A 16,229-nucleotide genomic window follows, 5' to 3' on the forward strand; every position below is an offset into this window, starting at 1 on the left:
GCATGGCACGCTTGAGCGTACGCAAAGGCTGGCTGGCTGGCGGCATCGGCCTGGGCGCCTGTGCCCTGGCTGGCGCCGCATGGGTAGGTGCGCAACAACATCCTGCACCCACGACCACTGCCGTGGCGGCAGCGCCCGTGACTGCCGTAGCACCTGCCCCGGCCGTCAAGCCCGGCTCGCCCCGCACGGCCGGCAAAGGCGGCACGCCGCCCAAGGCCAGCGACAACCCTGCCTGGAACAAGCTGTCGCACGCGCAGCAGGAAGCCCTGCAGCCGCTGGCGGGCGAATGGAACAAGCTCGAACCGCTGCGCAAGCAGAAATGGCTCGATATCGCCAGCCGCTTTGCTTCCATGTCGCCCGACGAACAAACCCGCGTGCATGAACGCATGCGCGAGTGGATCAAGCTGACGCCGGCACAGCGCAGCCTGGTGCGCGAAAACTATGCGCGCACGAAGAAGATTGATCCTGGTCAAAAAACCGCGCAATGGGAGCAGTACCAGCAATTACCGGAAGATCAAAAGAAAAAGCTGGCGACGGAACTGGTGCCGAAAAAGCCGCTGGGCAAGGTGCCTGCAATCAATTCGAATACCAGCAAGCCGCCCGTGATCGTGCCACCGGCCATGCCGGCAGCGCCTGCCGTCGCCGCGCCCGTCCTGCCGCCCGCTCCCGCAGCAGCAAGCGTGCCCGTCGCCGATCCTGCCGCGGCCCCCGCCACCGTGCCCGTCACGCCACCTGCCACGCCTGCCCCACTGCCGAACTATGCCAAATAGCACCAATAGCACGCCCGCCGCCAGCATCACTTCCCATCCCACGATCAAGCGCCGCCTGATTTCCATGGTGTACGAGTCGCTGCTGGCCCTGGCCGTGCTGTTCTTGCCTTTCCTGCTGTTTGAGCTGGCCGTGCAAGGTGCGCATACGCCGTTGACGGAACACATGCGCCAGTGCCTGGCCTTCCTCATCATGGGCGCGTATTTCATCCATCAGTGGAGCCGCGAAGGGCAAACGCTGGCCATGAAGACCTGGCGCCTGAAAGTCGTGCTGGCGGGCCACGCCCACGTGCCGCTGCGCGTGGCCGCCTGCCGCTACATCCTGTCATGGATGTGGCTGCTACCGGCCCTGCTGGTGTCGTACGCATTCGATTTGCAACACTGGACTGCCCTGGGCGCCATCGGCGTGGGCATCCTGGCCTGGTCGGCCACGGCCCTGTTCACGGGCAATGGACAATTCCTGCACGACAAGCTGGCGGGCACGCAGATCGTGCAATTGCCCGCCCCCGCGAAGAAGTCGAAGAAAGTCGCCGCCTGAGTTTTTACGCGGCTTGACCTGGGTCATTGAAGCGCCACGGGGGCTCTGCGATCATGGCATGCCATGAATAATACCGCCCCCCTCCCCCACACACGCTTCGCGCCCTACCGCGAGGAAGTCTGCAGCGAAGACGACGTCAAGCATCTCGTTCACACCTTTTATGCGGCCGCGCGCGATGACGCCATGCTGGGCCCCATCTTTGCCGCCGAGGTCAAGGATTGGGATGCCCATCTGGCAACACTGGTCGATTTCTGGTCAGGTTTGCTGCGCGGCACCATGCGCTACCACGGCAAGCCACTGGCCCAGCACGCAAAAATGGAACACCTGACGCCGTGCATGTTCCGCCGCTGGCTGACCCTGTTTTTTGCGACGACCGAGAGCATGGGCAACCCGGCCCTGCAAGAGAAGGCCGATACCATCGCCTTGAATATTGCTGAGCGGCTATGGAAAAGCTTTGCGGAAAGCCACGCCATCGTGGCGCCGCAACTTTAGAATCGTTCGTAACCCTGCAGATAGCGCCACTGACCTGACGGCATGGCGCCCATCGGGATGCGCCCGATGCGCAAGCGCTTCATGGCGACCACGTCCAGCCCCACCATCTTGCACATGTGGGCGATCTGGCCTGGCTGCACGTTTTTCAGGGCAAAACGCAAACGCGTCTCGTTCTGCCAGCTGACCTTGATCGGCGGCAAAGGCTTGCCATTGAAAGGCAAGCCGTGATTCAGCAACGCCAGGCCATTGTCGGCGATGGCGCCCGACACTTCCACGATGAATTCCTGCTCCACCGTTTTGGCTTCGTCGACCAGCTTGCGGGCGACGCGGAAATCCTGCGTAAACACCAGCAGGCCGGACGCCATGGTGTCGAGCGGATTGGTGATGGTCAGGCCGATCAGGTGGCGCTTGAGGAATCGCGTGACGGCGCTGGGCAGCACGTTTTCGGGGGTGAACAGCTCTTCGGGACGCAAACAGGCCAGGGCCGGCTTGCCTTCGCTGCCCACGCCGCCGTTGATCCCGGCCGGCTTGTGCAGCAAAATCGTCACGGGCGGCATCTCGTCGAGGGTCGCGTTCGGCAACAGCACCACCGCCTGATTGTCGGCCACGCGCGCGCCCGACTCTTCCACCAGCACGCCATCGACCGTGACCCAGCCGCCCTCGATATACAGCTCGGCCTCGCGGCGCGAGCAGGGCACGTCTTCAGACAGGCGCTTGGCCAGGCGGACGGTGGGCATTTCTATTGGTGTGGTCATGGGGAGGCGCAAAAAGCAAGGGAGGAGAAAGCCGGTATTGTAACCGACCCGCTCCTCCCCTCGTTTGGCAATGCGGAAGTCTTACGCGCTGGCCTTGGCCAATTCCTCGGCAAAGAAACGGTGGCCCATCTCTTCCAGGCCCAGCGTCTGCAGCACTTCCTGCAGGCGCTCGGTCGGACGCTGGCGCGGCAAGTTTTTATAACTGGCGATGATCAGTTCATTCTTCATCGAATGCTCCCAGCCCACCAGCTCCGTCACGCTGACCTGGTAGCCATGCGCTTCCAGCTGCAGGCAACGCAGCACGTTGGTGATCTGGCTGCCGAACTCGCGCGTGTGCAGCGGGTGGCGCCACAATTCCGTCAAGGCACTCTTGCCCAGGCTCTTGCCCTTGTTCTTCTTCAAGACGGACGCCACTTCCGCCTGGCAGCAGGGCACCAGCACCATGAATTTCGCCTTCTTCTTCAGGGCGAAGTGGATCGCGTCATCGGTGGCCGTGTTGCACGCATGCAAGGCCGTGACGATGTCGATCTGCTGCGGCAGCAAGGTCGATTCCGTCGATTCGGCCACGGACAGGGGTAAAAACGACATGCCGGGGAACTTGAACTTCTTCGCCAGCTCTTGCGAACGCTGCACCAGCTCTTCGCGCGTCTCGATGCCGTAGATGTGCGAACCATCGTTGCCGTTCTTGAAGAACAGGTCGTACAAAATGAAACCCAGGTAGGACTTGCCGGCGCCGTGGTCGACCAAGGACACGCCGGGGTGATCGAGCTGCACTTCGCGCAGCAGCGGCTCGATGAACTGCGTCAGGTGATACACCTGCTTGAGCTTGCGACGGCTGTCCTGGTTCATCTTGCCGTCGCGCGTCAGGATGTGCAATTCCTGCAGCAAGGCGACCGACTGGCCATCCTTGATCTCGGGCATGTTGCTGGCGGCCGTGATGACGTCTTTCGGCGCGGCGACTGCGGTGGCGGCGGCTGCCGCGCCCTTAGCGCGCTTCATCGATCCACGCCATCTGTATCGCTTCGAGCACTTTTTCGCCGCCGCGCGTATGGTCGTCGTCGAAGCCATCCAGTTCCACCACCCAGTTATGCAGGTCGGTGAAACGCACGGTCAGGGGATCGATGTCCGGATGCGCGTCGTACAGCGCTTCGGCGATCGCGTGTATATCGGACCATTTCATGTTAGTGACTGCCTTCGCTGACCTGGTTGATCGTGTATTTCGGGATTTCGACGACGAGGTCGGCGTCGGCCACGATGGACTGGCACGACAGGCGCGACACGGCTTCCAGGCCCCAGGCCTTGTCCAGCATGTCTTCTTCCAGTTCCGTCGCTTCGTTCAGCGATTCGATGCCTTCACGCACCAGCACGTGGCAGGTGGTGCAGGCGCACGATTTTTCGCAGGCGTGCTCGATGTCGATGTCGTTTTCCAGCAGGATGTCGCAGATGGACTTGCCGGCCGGGGCTTCGATGACGGCGCCGTCCGGGCAAAGCTTGGCGTGCGGCAGGATAACGATTTGTGGCATGGTTTCTTCTTTCAGTCTGTCATTCGGAGCGCGGCCGCAGGCTATGCTCGCGGCGGCGCGCGGTTCAATTAGTCTTGTACGACCTGGTCCAGGGATTTACCCGTCAAGGCCGTGCGCACGCTGCGGTCCATGCGGCGCGAGGCAAAATCCTCGGTGCCGTCGGCCAGCGCTTCGATCGCCAGTTTTAATGCCTGGTGGTCGATGGCGCCGCTTTGCGATTGCGCAATGGCGTCGCGCACCTTGTTCATCAGGCCATCCACGGTGACCCGTTCGACATCGTCGAGCAAGCCGCCGTCTTCGTCCAGCGCCGACTGCGTGGCCAGCAGAATGCGTTCCGCTTCCACCTGCTCTTCGCGCAGCGCGCGCGCCACCATGTCGACGTCGGCGGAGGTGTAGGACTCCTGCAGCATGCGCGCGATGTCGTCGTCGCCCAGGCCATAGGCCGGCTTGACGCTGATCGACGCTTCCACGCCCGAGCGCAATTCGCGCGCCGAGACGGACAGCAAGCCATCCGCGTCGACCTGATACGTGATGCGGATGCGCGCGGCGCCCGCCACCATCGGCGGAATGCCGCGCAGCTCGAAGCGCGCCAGCGAGCGGCAGTCGCTCACCAGTTCGCGCTCGCCCTGCAGCACGTGCACGGCCAGGGCCGTCTGGCCATCTTTAAATGTCGTGAATTCCTGCGCACGGGCGCACGGTATCGTCGAATTGCGCGGGATGATCTTTTCCACCAGGCCGCCCATGGTTTCGATACCCAGGGAGAGCGGAATCACGTCCAGCAGCAGCCAGTCGTCGCCGGCGGCGCGGTTACCCGCCAGCAAGTTCGCCTGGATGGCCGCGCCCAGCGCCACCACTTTATCCGGGTCGATATTCGCGTGCGGCGTCGTGTGGAAGAATTCGCTGACGGCGCGCTGCACGTGCGGCATGCGCGTGGCGCCGCCCACCATCACCACGCCATCGACGTCGTCCGCATCCACGTTCGCGTCGCGCAAGGCTTTCTTGATGGCGTTCATGGTTTTCACGACCAGGTGCGAAGTCATGGCGGCAAATTCCGCCGCCGTGATGCGCAGGTGGATTTCTTCGCCCGAGTTCAGGGCCGCATCGATCATCGTTTCCGACTTGGTCGACAGCGTTTCCTTGATTTCGCGCGCTTTCACCATCAGGATGGCCGTGTCTTCGTCCGACAGCGGCGCCAGCTTGGCGTGCTCGCTGATCCAGCAGAACAGGCGGCGGTCGAAATCGTCGCCGCCCAGGGCCGAGTCGCCGCCCGTGGACAGCACTTCGAAGACACCCTTGCTCAGTTTCAGGATCGAGATGTCGAAGGTGCCGCCGCCGAGGTCATACACGGCGTACACGCCTTCGGAGGCATTGTCGAGGCCATACGCGATGGCGGCGGCCGTCGGCTCGCTGAGCAGACGCAAGACATTGATGCCGGCCAGTTGCGCCGCATCTTTCGTCGCCTGGCGCTGCGCATCGTCAAAGTAGGCGGGCACGGTGATCACGGCGCCGACCAGGTCGTCGCCCAAGGAATCTTCCGCGCGCTGGCGCAGCGTGGCGAGGATTTGCGCCGACACCTCAACCGGGCTTTTCACGCCGGCCACGGTTTTCAGCTGCACCATGCCAGGCGTATCCTGGAAGTCGTAGGGCAGGTTTTCCGCGTAGGCGATATCGGCCAGGCCGCGGCCCATGAAGCGCTTGACGGACACGATGGTGTTCTTCGGGTCGGTGGTTTGCGCGGACAGGGCCTTGTAGCCGATGTTCGCATGGCCATTCGGCAGGTAGCGCACGACGGAGGGCAGCAGGGAGCGCCCGTCTTCGTCGTTGAGCACCTCGGGAATGCTGTTGCGCACGGTGGCGACCAGGGAATTGGTGGTGCCCAGATCGATGCCGACGGCCAGGCGGTGCTGGTGCGGCGCGGTCGACATGCCTGGTTCGGAAATTTGCAGAAGTGCCATTGTATTCGTGCCTCGATTAATTTTGTGCGTGGTGCTGCTGATGCCTGTCGCGCATTATAAGACGCGCGCCAGACTGGCGCTTGGCCGGTCAGGCTTCCATGGCCTCGTAGGCAAAACGGACTTCTTCGCCGAATTTGTCGAGGAACATCAGGGCGCGCACGCTTTGCGCGGCATTCACATAGTCGCCCGCGTCGAGCTGGGCCGCCACCTGGGCCAGCAAGACCTTGCGCTCACCGCGCAACTGGCGGTCCAGGGCGTCGAGCGCGTCGGCATCCTTGCCGGCACGCGCGTCGCCCAGTTCCTCGCGCCATTCCATCTGCTGCATCAGGAAGCTGACGGGCATGGCCGTGTTCGATTCCGTCTGCAAATCGACGCCATTGAGTTCGCACAGGTATTGCGCGCGCTTTTGCGGGCTTTTCAGGGTTTGATAGGCTTCATTGGCACGCGTGGCCCATTGCATCGCCACGCGCTTTTCAGCGCTGCTGGCGTTGATGAAGCGGTCCGGATGGACCTTGCCCTGCACGTCGCGGTAGGCGGAGTCGAGCGCGCTCATGTCGAGCCCGAACTGCGCCGGCAACTGGAATAATTCGAAGTGATTTTGCATAATGGTCGGTGGTCGCTGTACCGCAATCGATGGGTACAGCGCACCGACCGGGGTCTTGCCAGCTGTTTAAATCCTGAAGGACTCGCCGCAGCCGCAGGCGTCTTTTTCGTTCGGATTGTGGAACTTGAAGCCTTCGTTCAAGCCTTCGCGCGCGAAATCGAGTTCCGTGCCGTCGATGTAAGGCAGGCTTTTCGGGTCGACGAAGACTTTCACGCCGTGCGACTCAAAAACGCTGTCTTCGGCCGCCACTTCATCGACATATTCGAGCTTGTAAGCCAGGCCCGAGCAGCCCGTGGTGCGCACGCCAAAGCGCAAGCCCATGCCCTTGCCGCGCCGTTCGATATAACGGTTGATGTGTTTCGCCGCTTTTTCGGTCAGTGTGATCATGTATTTCTCCGCAACTGCCCCGGCCTTGCGGCTGGGGCGGGCTGCCAACGTTTAAGCTGCTACTGGATGGCGGGTCTGGTAATCCAGCACTGCCGCCTTGATGGCGTCTTCCGCCAGGATGGAGCAGTGGATTTTCACTGGTGGCAGGGCCAGTTCTTCGGCGATCTGCGTATTCTTGATGGCCAATGCCTGGTCCAGGGTTTTACCTTTAACCCATTCGGTCACCAACGAGCTCGACGCGATGGCCGAACCGCAGCCATAGGTCTTGAATTTCGCATCTTCGATCAGGCCATCGGCGCCGACCTTGATCTGCAGTTTCATCACGTCGCCGCAGGCGGGCGCGCCCACCATGCCGGTGCCGATGGTTTCATCACCCTTGTCGAAAGCGCCCACGTTGCGCGGGTTTTCGTAGTGATCGAGTACTTTGTCCGAGTAAGCCATTTTGATGCTCCTTTAATATTCTTGCCGGCCCCGTGAGCGGAGCCTTCGTGATGGTTAGTGTGCCGCCCATTGGATCGAATTGATGTCGATCCCTTCCTTGAACATGTCCCACAGGGGCGACAGCTCACGCAATTTGTGTACTTTCGATTTCAGCAGGTTCACGGCGAAGTCGATGTCTTCCTCGGTCGAGAAGCGGCCGATGGTGAAGCGGATCGAGCTGTGCGCCAGTTCGTCGCTGCGGCCCAGGGCGCGCAGCACGTACGATGGCTCCAGGCTGGCCGAGGTGCAGGCCGAACCGGACGACACGGCGATATCCTTGATCGCCATGATCAGCGACTCGCCTTCGACGTAGTTGAAGCTCACGTTCAGGTTGTGCGGCACGCGGTGCTCCATGTCGCCGTTGATGTAGACTTCTTCGATCTCTTGCAAGCCCTTCGCCAGGCGGTCGCGCAAAGCCTTGATGCGGCCGATTTCGCTGTCCATTTCTTCCTTGGCGATGCGGAAGCTCTCGCCCATGCCGACGATCTGGTGCGTCGGCAGGGTGCCCGAGCGCAGACCGCGTTCATGGCCGCCACCGTGCATCTGCGCTTCCAGGCGCACACGCGGCTTGCGGCAGACGTACAGGGCGCCCACGCCTTTCGGGCCGTAGGTTTTGTGCGCCGTGAAGGTCATCAGGTCGACCTTGGTCTTTTGCAGGTCGATGACGACCTTGCCCGTCGCTTGCGCGGCGTCGCAATGGAAGATGATGCCTTTCGAGCGGCAGAACACGCCGATTTCGTCGACCGGCTGGATCACGCCGATTTCGTTGTTCACCAACATCACCGACACGAGGATGGTATCCGGGCGCACGGCCGCGGCCAGTTGCTCGACGGTGATCAGGCCGTTGTCCTGCGGTTCCAGGTAGGTCGCTTCGAAGCCGATGCGTTCCAGTTCGCGCACCGTGTCGAGCACCGATTTATGCTCGGTCTTGACGGTGATGATGTGCTTGCCCTTGGTCTTGTAGAACTGCGCCGCGCCCTTGATGGCCAGGTTGTTGCTTTCCGTCGCGCCGGAAGTCCAGATGATTTCGCGCGGATCGGCGTTCACCAGGGCCGCCACGTAGCCGCGTGCCTCTTCCACGGCTTTTTCCGCCGTCCAGCCATACATGTGGCTGCGCGATGCCGGATTGCCGAACTGCTCGCGCAGGTAAGGAATCATCTTGTCGGCGACGCGTGGGTCGATCGGCGTGGTGGCCGAGTAATCCATGTAGATCGGGAAATGCGGTGCGGTTTCAAAGTGCACTTGGCCTACGTTTTTTTCAGGGGCGTTCATCAATAACTCCAATGCAATCAGCAACTTAGTATTTTGTATTTATCAACCGAGGGCGGCGTGGTTACGGTGCATCACCATCACGCTTTGCTCGGCAATCTTTTGTCTCTGCTGGTCGACCAGGTCCTGCAAGGACACAGAATCCAGATAATCGACCATTTTTTCGTTGAGCGTGGACCACAGCTCATGCGTCATGCAGCGCGCGCCCGTGGCCGCGTCGGCGCCGTGGCAATGTTCCTTGCCGCCGCACTGCGTGGCGTCCAGCGGCTCATCGACGGCGATGATGATGTCGGCCACCGTCACCTTGTCGGCACGGCGCGCCAGGCTGTAGCCGCCGCCCGGACCACGGATCGATTCGACGATCTCATGCCGGCGCAGCTTGCCAAACAGCTGTTCCAGGTAGGACAGGGAAATCGACTGGCGCTGGCTGATGCCGGACAAGGTGACCGGTCCCTTGCCCTGGCGCAGGGCAAGATCAATCATCGCTGTCACGGCAAAACGACCTTTTGTAGTCAGACGCATACATCCTCGGTTCAACTGTTCAATAACTAGTTTAAAATATTGCGGCTTTTCAACTTCTCAAACCCTGAGTAGTTGAATGATTTAGTCAAGTATAACAAATTCGGCGGGGTTTGTCAGAGCGCCCCTCGATGACCACAGGGCTGGAAGGGGCATAGCCGGCCGCGCCAGGCGCGGCGGCTTCGGGAAAACAACAGTACGGCTCAGGCGCGCAGAGCGCTGCGCACTTTCATCAGCTCAAAACCCAACAGGTTCAAGCCGTCCCAGGTGGCGGGGTCCAGGATGCGCGGATTGTCCGACGCCAGGCCCACGCCCCAGATGCGGTCGACGGGACTGGCTTCGACGATGACGCGTTCGCCCGTTCCCAGCAGAAACTTGCGCAGCGCGGCCTTTTGCGAGAACTTGGCAAAGTTGCCATCGAAGACGATGCCGGCGCGCGCCGCTTCCCATACCCTGGCGTCAAAGTTCACCACTTCGCGCCCCAGCTTCTTCACTTCCGACGGCCGCCCGGCCGCCACGATGCGCGCCTGCACCGCCGTATCGCCAAACAGAGCCGCCTTTTGCGCCATCATGTAGTGCTCGGCCGTCGCATACGTCACGCCGGCGAGGCTGAACGGCGACGGAAACCACTGACTGAAGCAACTTTTGTCGGGCACCTGCGGCTGCGCCGGCGTGTGCCCCCAGAAATACAGATAGTCGGGCACGCCGCCCGCCGCTATCCACGCCTTCAATTCTTCCACGTTACTGATTTGCATATTCCCCGCACTTCCGCCAGACAGGCGATGATTCAAGCTCAAGCACGCAATAGTTGCATCGGGCCAAACAAGGCCTGCATGTCACGATTGCCGATAAAGGACAGATTATACGGATGTTCCGCCGTCACCTGCGGCAACGATGCCGCCACCGGCAGGCGTTTGATGAGCTCGGCTATCTTGCCCCACAACACCAGTTGCGGCAAGGCCGCCCCGCCCTGCTGCGCCAGCGCTTCCAGCACCACCTGCAGGAAAGGCAACCAGCCGCGCGCATCCTGCACGGGCGGCACGTGGGAACGGAACACCAGCGCCGCGTTGAGCAGCAAGAAGCCCTGCTCCGTCATCTTGCGCTGCAAGTCGGGCAGGGTCTGGATCACGCCGCTGCCGGCTTTCTGTGCGGCGGCGGCCACGGGCGCCATGGCGGCGCCGGACGTGTCGCCGCCCTGCAACTGGCCATCGGCCACCAGCAGCATCTTCATGAAGTTGCGCAGAGAGGTGGCGCGGTTGACGGGTTTCGACAGCCCCGTGGCCGACCACAGACTGCCGACGGCGCCATCCATGAAGCACACGCCCGTGGCGCTATCGGCGCGCGGATACGGCCCCTCGCCCACCAGTACGTAGCGCACCTGCGCCAGCGGCAGGGCAAAGGCGGCGAACAGCCGGCCCTGCGTGGGCAGGTAATCATCGACGGCCAGCGCCGGCAGGTAGGCGGGATCGGCCACCATCACGGCCTGCAAGCCGCGCAGCAGGATGGGACGCCAGGAAGCGTGCGCCAGGGACAGGGCATCGGTGATGCTGGCAGGAACGGTGATTGCGGTCATGAGGCGTGAAGTATTTGGGCAAACGCAAATTGTAGCCTACCGGCAAGCTGGCATTGACTGCCCCAAATCAAGCACGCATAAAAAATCCCCGGTCTGTTGCCAGGCCGGGGATTCTTGTATTGCGCCGCATCAAGGCTATTCGGCGTCAGGCTGCCGCGACGGATGGGCGGCGGCAAAGGCCGGCAAGCCGGCGCAATGCGCGTGGATGCGCGCCACGCGCGGGTATGGCGCCAGGTCGATGGCAAAGCGCTGCGCATTGAACACTTGCGGCACCAGGCAGCAATCGGCCATCGTCGGGCTGTCGCCATGGCAGAACAGGCCAGCTCCGGCCGGGTCGCCCTGCGCCAGCAGCGCCTCCACGGCCGCCAGTCCCTCGGCCATCCAGTGGCGGTACCACTCCTGTTTGGCTTCGTCCGACAGGCCCAGGGTATTTTTCAGGTATTTCAGGACGCGCAGATTCGTCAGCGGATGCGCGTCGCAGGCGATCGCCAGCGCCAGCGCGCGCACGCGGGCGCGTCCCAGCGCATCGCCCGGCAGCAGCGGCACGGCTGGCCGCGTTTCGTCCAGGTATTCGAGCATCGCCAGCGACTGCGTCAGGATGGCGCCATCGTCATCGAGCGCCGGCACCAGCGCCGAGGGATTCACGGCACGGTAGGCCGGCAGCAACTGCTGGCCGCCATCCTGCAGCAGATGCACGGGGATGCTGTCGTAGGCGATGCCCTTCAAATTGAGGGCAATGCGCACGCGGTAGGCGGCCGAACTGCGGAAATAGGTGTACAACTTCATGCTCATGGCGGGGCGTCCTTTCAGGCGCGGCCGGCGTACAGCGCGACCGTCTGCTCGATGCTGCCGAAGATGCTGGCGCCGGCCGCGTCGCGCATCTCGATGCGCACCGTGTCGCCGAACTTCAGGTACGCCGTTTTCGGTGCACCGTGTTCGATGGTTTCATACATGCGCACTTCGGCCAGGCAGCAATAGCCCACACCGCCGTTCTCGATGCTGGAACCGAACAGATTGCCCTGCTTGTTCGACACGGTGCCCGAGCCGACGATGCTGCCGGCGCCCAGTTCGCGCGTCTTCGCCGCATGCGCCACCAGCTGCGCAAAATTGAAGGTCATGTCTTCGCCCGCATTCGGCTTGCCGAACGGCTTGTCGTTCAAGTCCACCAGCAGCGGCAAATGCAGCTTGCTATCCGCCCAATCGGCTCCCAGTTCATCGGGCGTGACGGCGACGGGCGAAAACGCGCTGGCCGCCTTCGACTGGAAGAAACCGAAACCCTTGGCCAGTTCGCCCGGGATCAGGTTGCGCAGCGAGACATCGTTGACCAGCATCACCAGGCGAATCGCTTTCGCCGCATCGTCCACGCTGGCGCCCATGGCGACGTCACCCGTGACGACAGCCACTTCCGCTTCCAGGTCGATGCCCCACTCTTCCGACAGGGCGAAGATGGGGTCGCGCGGGCCGATAAAACTGTCCGAGCCGCCCTGGTACATCAGCGGGTCCGTGTAGAACGAGGCCGGCACTTCCGCGTTGCGCGCCTTGCGCACCAGTTCCACATGGTTGATGTAGGCGGAACCGTCGGCCCACTGGTAGGCGCGCGGCAGCGGCGAGTGGCACAGATTGGCATCAAACGGCTGCGCGTCCGGCGCCTGGCCCGCGTTCAAGTCGGCGTAGGCCTGTTCCAGCTTGGGCGCGACGGCGTCCCAGTTGTCGAGCGCCGCCTGCAAGGTGGGGGCGATGGCGGCCACGCGCTGGTACTGGCGCAGGTCACGGCTGACGAGGATCAGGGCGCCGTCGCGGCTGCCGTTTTTCAGGGTTGCGAGTTTCATGGTGTTCCTTGTTCGGTGTGTGTTTCAGAGAGTATCGATCCGGGGCGCTCAGGCGTCAGCCGGCGCATGCATCCAGGCGGCGTGCTTCGGCGCGCGGCGCGTCTGCGACCATTCTTCCAGCATTTCCCATTTGACGGCGTCCAGTTTGGCCATCATTTCGGGCGTGCCCACGTTGGCCGCCAGTTCCAGGCGGTGACCGTTCGGGTCGAAAAAATAAATCGACTGGAAGATGGCGTGGTTGACGGGGCCCAGCACCTCGATGCCGGCGGCCACCAGGCGCTCCTTGGCGGCCAGCAGTTCTTCCATGCTGCCCACTTCCAGCGCCAGGTGCTGCACCCAGGCCGGGGTATTGCGGTCGCGGTCCATCGGCGGCTGCGTCGGCAGCTCGAAGAAAGCCAGTACATTGCCATGGCCCGCGTCGAGGAAGACGTGCATGTACGGGTCCGGCGCCTTGGTCGACGGCACCAGGTCTTCGGCGATGGCGAGGACGAAATTCATGTTCAAATGCTTGACGTACCACTCGACGGTTTTCTTCGCGTCGATGCAGCGGTAGGCGACGTGGTGGATTTGCTTGATCTTCATGGTGTTTGTCTCCAATGGATGCGCCCGGGGCGCGATGGCTGGCCTGTTTTTCAGCTTTTCACCATTAGAATCGAGTTACAGCTATCATACAAACAATTTTTAACCATTGATTTATCGGATTATCTTATGAGTCCCAGCCTGCGGCAAATGCGCGCCTTCGTGGCGCTGGCCAAGACCGGCAGTTTTACCCTGGCCGCCGAATACCTGCACGTGACGCAATCGGCCTTGAGCGGCTTGATCAAGGAACTGGAAAGCGTGCTGGGCGTGCGCGTGGTTGAGCGCAGCACGCGCAAGACGCAGCTGTCGGAAATCGGCCGTGAACTGTATCCGCTGTTTGAAAAGATGATCGAGGACCTCGATGGCGCCATGGCCGGCATCGCCCAGCGCAAGGCCCTGAAAACGGGCATGGTGCGCATCGCCGCGCCGCAGATGATGGCGTGCACCCTGCTGCCGGAAGTGATCGCCGCCTACCGCCAGGCGCACCCGGAGGTGCAGCTGCGCCTGGTCGATTGCCCCGTGGAAAATGTGTCGGCGCGCGTCTTCAGCGGCGAAGTCGATTTCGGCATCGGCCCCGAACGTGACCCGACGGCGGAAATCGCCGCGCAAGTGCTGTTCGAGATGCCCTTCGTGCTGGTCTTCCCCGAGCAGCACCCGCTGCAGCAGAAAGAGCGCGTCACCTGGGCCGACGTGGGCGATTACCCCTTCATCTCGCTGCAGGGCCAGTTCACGGAACGCCTGCTGCGCGACATGCACGGCGCGTTTCGCGAGCTGTCGCTCAATCCCTACAACGAAGTGACCTTCATGACGACGGCGCTGGCCATGGTCAGCGCCAACCTGGGCATCACGGTCTGCCTGCCGTACGCGGAACCGATGGTCAAACTATACAAATTGCACATGCGCGCCCTGCACGAGCCGGAACTGACGCGGCGCTTTTTCGTCTACACCAAGACGGGGCGTTCGCTGTCGCCGGCCGCCGAGAGCTTCATGGCCTTCCTGTTCCGCTTTGTCGAGACGCACGAGTGGAACGTGGGAGCGGGCGGCCCCGCCGCCCGCGACGCACCGCCGGCCGGCGGCCCCGCTGGCGCCGCTTTATAATAGGGTACCGCCCCTTGCCGCTAACGCCATGACCCAGCCTGACCAGCACGACCTGTCGCCCATCGACGCCGCCACCATCGCCATCAACCAGCGCATGAACAAATTCGACGGTCACGACCAGGTCTGGCTGTTCGGCTATGGCTCGCTGATCTACAAGGCGGACTTTCCCTATATCGAACGGCGCCCCGCCAGCATCGCCGGCTGGACGCGGCGCTTCTGGCAAGGCTCGCACGATCATCGGGGCACGCCGATGGCGCCGGGCCGGGTCGCCACCATCGTGCCACAGGCGGGCGCCGTGTGCGACGGCATGGCTTACCTGATCACGCCCGAAGTCTTCGCCCACCTCGACCACCGCGAAAAGAACGGCTATTTGCGCCTGGCCACCGACATCACCTTCGACGATGGCAGCAAGGTCGAAGGCCTGGTGTACATCGCCAACGAGGAAAACGCTGCCTTCCTCGGCGCCGCCCCGGAACTCGACATCGCGCGCCAAATCGCCCGTTCAAACGGACCCAGCGGCCCGAACAGCGAATACCTGCTGCACCTGGCCAACGCCCTGCGTGAGCTGGGCAAGAGCGATCCACATGTCTTTGCCATCGAGCAACATCTGGCGCAGCTCCAGACAGCTGCCCAGGACAGCGCCGCAGCATACCCCGGCGGCATCAGCGCTGACGCCGGTTTAACTTAAAACAAATCCAGCTGCCCCGCATTACCCCCTTTTTCCCTGGCTCCCAACGGCGGCACCACCAGCGGGCGGCGGAACTGCGTGCAATCGAGCTGCTTGAAGCGGCCGCCCTTGCCGTGCAGCCCCAGCCGATGCACGGCCTTTTCAAAGCGCTGGCGGATGAGGTCCGCCCACACGCCCTCGCCCCGCATGCGCGTGCCGAACGCGCTATCGTAATCCTTGCCGCCGCGCATTTCGCGCACGCGGTTCATCACGCGCTGGGCCCGCTCCGGGAAGTGCGCTTCCAGCCATTGCTGGAACAAGGGGCTCACTTCCCACGGCAGGCGCAGCACCACGTAATGGGCGTGGATGGCGCCCGCGTCGCGCACGGCTTCGAGCAACTGCTCGATTTCCGGCTCCGTCACGAAAGGAATGATGGGCGCGATGCTCACGCCCACGGGGATACCCGCCTCCGTCAAGGTGCGGATGGTACGCAGGCGCCGCGCCGGGGCCGCCGCGCGCGGCTCCAGGGTGCGCGCGATGGCGGGGTCGAGCGTGGTGACAGTGACGGCCACGGCGGCCAGGCGCCTGGCCGCCATGGGCGCGAGAATGTCGATGTCGCGTTCGATCAGTGACGATTTCGTGATCAACGCAACGGGATGATCGCACTCGTGCAACACTTCCAGCACGCGCCGCGTCAGCTGCCGTTCGCGTTCGCACGGCTGATACGCATCGGTATTGACCCCCAGGGCGATCGGTTCGGGCACATACGACGGCTTGGCCAGTTCGCGCCGCAACAGGTCGGGGGCATTCACCTTGGCGTAGATGCGGCTTTCGAAATCCAGGCCCGGCGACAGGCCCAGATAGCTGTGCGTGGGACGGGCAAAGCAATATATGCAGCCGTGTTCGCAGCCCCGGTACGGGTTCAGCGACACATTGAAGGGCAAATCGGGCGAAGCATTGCGCGTGAGGATGGTGCGCGCCTGCTCATCGCTGACCTGCGTCTTCCAGCCCGGCGCCGCCTCCCCCTCCGCCCCATCCAGGCCGCCCACGCTCCAGCCGTCATCGAAACCGGCGCGCGCATGCGCCTCGTAGCGCCCTTGCAGGTTCGACACGGCACCGCGCCCCTTGAGGGCTTTCAGCGATTGCGGCGGCAACATGGCTTGCCCGGCGAAGCTGTCATCGTGCTCTGGAATG

The 16,229-nt window shown here is 63.0% G+C and carries 21 protein-coding genes; 5 read left to right on the forward strand and 16 right to left on the reverse strand.

Annotated features, from left to right (window positions below):
• Positions 1–2 precede the first annotated feature (2 nt).
• From O0882_RS01045 to O0882_RS01055, 3 genes are all read left to right on the forward strand, one after another.
• Positions 3–770, forward strand: coding sequence for a DUF3106 domain-containing protein (locus tag O0882_RS01045; protein WP_289944626.1), 768 nt, complete (start codon positions 3–5; stop codon positions 768–770).
• Entirely contained in the window at positions 760–1,305 is a 546-nt protein-coding gene (locus O0882_RS01050; RefSeq protein WP_289944627.1) for an RDD family protein, read from the forward strand. Before O0882_RS01045 ends, O0882_RS01050 begins: the two co-directional genes overlap by 11 nt.
• A 63-nt stretch (positions 1,306–1,368) precedes the next feature.
• Positions 1,369–1,797 (forward strand): group III truncated hemoglobin, encoded by a 429-nt coding sequence (locus O0882_RS01055; RefSeq protein WP_071076336.1) that lies wholly within the window; start codon positions 1,369–1,371, stop codon positions 1,795–1,797.
• Here O0882_RS01055 and O0882_RS01060 read toward each other — a convergent pair.
• The 15 genes from O0882_RS01060 to O0882_RS01130 form a co-directional block, all read right to left on the reverse strand.
• Positions 1,794–2,552 (reverse strand): rRNA pseudouridine synthase, encoded by a 759-nt coding sequence (locus O0882_RS01060; RefSeq protein ID WP_289944629.1) that lies wholly within the window; start codon positions 2,550–2,552, stop codon positions 1,794–1,796. The two genes, O0882_RS01055 and O0882_RS01060, sit on opposite strands and share 4 nt — an antisense overlap.
• A gap of 81 nt (positions 2,553–2,633) precedes the next feature.
• Entirely contained in the window at positions 2,634–3,551 is a 918-nt protein-coding gene (locus O0882_RS01065; protein WP_289944630.1) for an SAM-dependent methyltransferase, read from the reverse strand.
• Complete coding sequence (gene iscX / locus O0882_RS01070) at positions 3,538–3,732, reverse strand: Fe-S cluster assembly protein IscX (RefSeq protein WP_071076333.1); 195 nt, start codon at positions 3,730–3,732, stop codon at positions 3,538–3,540. Before iscX ends, O0882_RS01065 begins: the two co-directional genes overlap by 14 nt.
• A 1-nt stretch (position 3,733) precedes the next feature.
• On the reverse strand, positions 3,734–4,075 hold the full coding sequence (gene fdx / locus O0882_RS01075) for an ISC system 2Fe-2S type ferredoxin (protein ID WP_035820570.1): 342 nt from the start codon (positions 4,073–4,075) through the stop codon (positions 3,734–3,736).
• 68 nt (positions 4,076–4,143) lie between these two features.
• Complete coding sequence (gene hscA / locus O0882_RS01080) at positions 4,144–6,030, reverse strand: Fe-S protein assembly chaperone HscA (protein WP_289944633.1); 1,887 nt, start codon at positions 6,028–6,030, stop codon at positions 4,144–4,146.
• Positions 6,031–6,118: 88 nt separating this feature from the next.
• Positions 6,119–6,634: a Fe-S protein assembly co-chaperone HscB gene (gene hscB, locus O0882_RS01085; protein WP_289944635.1), complete on the reverse strand. Its 516-nt coding sequence runs from the start codon at positions 6,632–6,634 to the stop codon at positions 6,119–6,121.
• Between the two features lie 66 nt (positions 6,635–6,700).
• Complete coding sequence (iscA, locus tag O0882_RS01090; RefSeq protein WP_010399774.1) at positions 6,701–7,021, reverse strand: iron-sulfur cluster assembly protein IscA; 321 nt, start codon at positions 7,019–7,021, stop codon at positions 6,701–6,703.
• A gap of 51 nt (positions 7,022–7,072) precedes the next feature.
• Positions 7,073–7,462, reverse strand: coding sequence for a Fe-S cluster assembly scaffold IscU (gene iscU / locus O0882_RS01095; protein ID WP_076567031.1), 390 nt, complete (start codon positions 7,460–7,462; stop codon positions 7,073–7,075).
• A gap of 54 nt (positions 7,463–7,516) precedes the next feature.
• On the reverse strand, positions 7,517–8,743 hold the full coding sequence (locus tag O0882_RS01100; RefSeq protein ID WP_289946765.1) for an IscS subfamily cysteine desulfurase: 1,227 nt from the start codon (positions 8,741–8,743) through the stop codon (positions 7,517–7,519).
• Positions 8,744–8,815: 72 nt separating this feature from the next.
• Entirely contained in the window at positions 8,816–9,292 is a 477-nt protein-coding gene (gene iscR / locus O0882_RS01105; RefSeq protein ID WP_034779566.1) for a Fe-S cluster assembly transcriptional regulator IscR, read from the reverse strand.
• Positions 9,293–9,492: 200 nt separating this feature from the next.
• Positions 9,493–10,044: an NADAR family protein gene (locus O0882_RS01110; protein WP_289944641.1), complete on the reverse strand. Its 552-nt coding sequence runs from the start codon at positions 10,042–10,044 to the stop codon at positions 9,493–9,495.
• Between the two features lie 38 nt (positions 10,045–10,082).
• Positions 10,083–10,862, reverse strand: coding sequence for a uracil-DNA glycosylase (locus O0882_RS01115; protein ID WP_289944643.1), 780 nt, complete (start codon positions 10,860–10,862; stop codon positions 10,083–10,085).
• Between the two features lie 135 nt (positions 10,863–10,997).
• Positions 10,998–11,648, reverse strand: coding sequence for a maleylacetoacetate isomerase (gene maiA / locus O0882_RS01120; protein WP_289946767.1), 651 nt, complete (start codon positions 11,646–11,648; stop codon positions 10,998–11,000).
• Positions 11,649–11,668: 20 nt separating this feature from the next.
• A complete protein-coding gene (locus O0882_RS01125; RefSeq protein WP_289944645.1) occupies positions 11,669–12,691 on the reverse strand; it encodes a fumarylacetoacetate hydrolase family protein in 1,023 nt (340 codons plus the stop codon).
• A gap of 48 nt (positions 12,692–12,739) precedes the next feature.
• Complete coding sequence (locus tag O0882_RS01130) at positions 12,740–13,273, reverse strand: VOC family protein (protein WP_289944646.1); 534 nt, start codon at positions 13,271–13,273, stop codon at positions 12,740–12,742.
• Between the two features lie 126 nt (positions 13,274–13,399).
• On the opposite strand from O0882_RS01130, the gene O0882_RS01135 reads away from it, so the two are divergent.
• Together O0882_RS01135 and O0882_RS01140 are read left to right on the forward strand one after the other, a co-directional pair.
• Entirely contained in the window at positions 13,400–14,368 is a 969-nt protein-coding gene (locus tag O0882_RS01135) for a LysR family transcriptional regulator (protein ID WP_289944648.1), read from the forward strand.
• A gap of 61 nt (positions 14,369–14,429) precedes the next feature.
• Positions 14,430–15,056 (forward strand): gamma-glutamylcyclotransferase, encoded by a 627-nt coding sequence (locus O0882_RS01140; RefSeq protein WP_289946769.1) that lies wholly within the window; start codon positions 14,430–14,432, stop codon positions 15,054–15,056.
• Here the strand turns inward: O0882_RS01140 and O0882_RS01145 are convergent.
• Positions 15,053–16,192: a PA0069 family radical SAM protein gene (locus tag O0882_RS01145; RefSeq protein ID WP_289946771.1), complete on the reverse strand. Its 1,140-nt coding sequence runs from the start codon at positions 16,190–16,192 to the stop codon at positions 15,053–15,055. The genes O0882_RS01140 and O0882_RS01145 overlap by 4 nt on opposite strands.
• Positions 16,193–16,229 lie beyond the last annotated feature (37 nt).

Origin of the sequence: Janthinobacterium sp. SUN073, assembly GCF_030397665.1 — a bacterium.
In the GTDB taxonomy this organism is placed as follows: Bacteria; Pseudomonadota; Gammaproteobacteria; order Burkholderiales; family Burkholderiaceae_D; genus Janthinobacterium.

What these genes read in the sequence shown, in the direction of transcription:
- O0882_RS01045 (WP_289944626.1), top strand. Translation starts at nt 3, where the DNA reads ATGGCACGCTTGAGCGTACGCAAAGGCTGGCTGGCTGGCGGCATCGGC.
- O0882_RS01050 (WP_289944627.1), top strand. Translation starts at nt 760, where the DNA reads ATGCCAAATAGCACCAATAGCACGCCCGCCGCCAGCATCACTTCCCAT.
- O0882_RS01055 (WP_071076336.1), top strand. Translation starts at nt 1,369, where the DNA reads ATGAATAATACCGCCCCCCTCCCCCACACACGCTTCGCGCCCTACCGC.
- O0882_RS01060 (WP_289944629.1), bottom strand. Translation starts at nt 2,552, where the DNA reads ATGACCACACCAATAGAAATGCCCACCGTCCGCCTGGCCAAGCGCCTG.
- O0882_RS01065 (WP_289944630.1), bottom strand. Translation starts at nt 3,551, where the DNA reads ATGAAGCGCGCTAAGGGCGCGGCAGCCGCCGCCACCGCAGTCGCCGCG.
- iscX (WP_071076333.1), bottom strand. Translation starts at nt 3,732, where the DNA reads ATGAAATGGTCCGATATACACGCGATCGCCGAAGCGCTGTACGACGCG.
- fdx (WP_035820570.1), bottom strand. Translation starts at nt 4,075, where the DNA reads ATGCCACAAATCGTTATCCTGCCGCACGCCAAGCTTTGCCCGGACGGC.
- hscA (WP_289944633.1), bottom strand. Translation starts at nt 6,030, where the DNA reads ATGGCACTTCTGCAAATTTCCGAACCAGGCATGTCGACCGCGCCGCAC.
- hscB (WP_289944635.1), bottom strand. Translation starts at nt 6,634, where the DNA reads ATGCAAAATCACTTCGAATTATTCCAGTTGCCGGCGCAGTTCGGGCTC.
- iscA (WP_010399774.1), bottom strand. Translation starts at nt 7,021, where the DNA reads ATGATCACACTGACCGAAAAAGCGGCGAAACACATCAACCGTTATATC.
- iscU (WP_076567031.1), bottom strand. Translation starts at nt 7,462, where the DNA reads ATGGCTTACTCGGACAAAGTACTCGATCACTACGAAAACCCGCGCAAC.
- iscR (WP_034779566.1), bottom strand. Translation starts at nt 9,292, where the DNA reads ATGCGTCTGACTACAAAAGGTCGTTTTGCCGTGACAGCGATGATTGAT.
- O0882_RS01110 (WP_289944641.1), bottom strand. Translation starts at nt 10,044, where the DNA reads ATGCAAATCAGTAACGTGGAAGAATTGAAGGCGTGGATAGCGGCGGGC.
- O0882_RS01115 (WP_289944643.1), bottom strand. Translation starts at nt 10,862, where the DNA reads ATGACCGCAATCACCGTTCCTGCCAGCATCACCGATGCCCTGTCCCTG.
- maiA (WP_289946767.1), bottom strand. Translation starts at nt 11,648, where the DNA reads ATGAAGTTGTACACCTATTTCCGCAGTTCGGCCGCCTACCGCGTGCGC.
- O0882_RS01125 (WP_289944645.1), bottom strand. Translation starts at nt 12,691, where the DNA reads ATGAAACTCGCAACCCTGAAAAACGGCAGCCGCGACGGCGCCCTGATC.
- O0882_RS01130 (WP_289944646.1), bottom strand. Translation starts at nt 13,273, where the DNA reads ATGAAGATCAAGCAAATCCACCACGTCGCCTACCGCTGCATCGACGCG.
- O0882_RS01135 (WP_289944648.1), top strand. Translation starts at nt 13,400, where the DNA reads ATGAGTCCCAGCCTGCGGCAAATGCGCGCCTTCGTGGCGCTGGCCAAG.
- O0882_RS01145 (WP_289946771.1), bottom strand. Translation starts at nt 16,192, where the DNA reads ATGTTGCCGCCGCAATCGCTGAAAGCCCTCAAGGGGCGCGGTGCCGTG.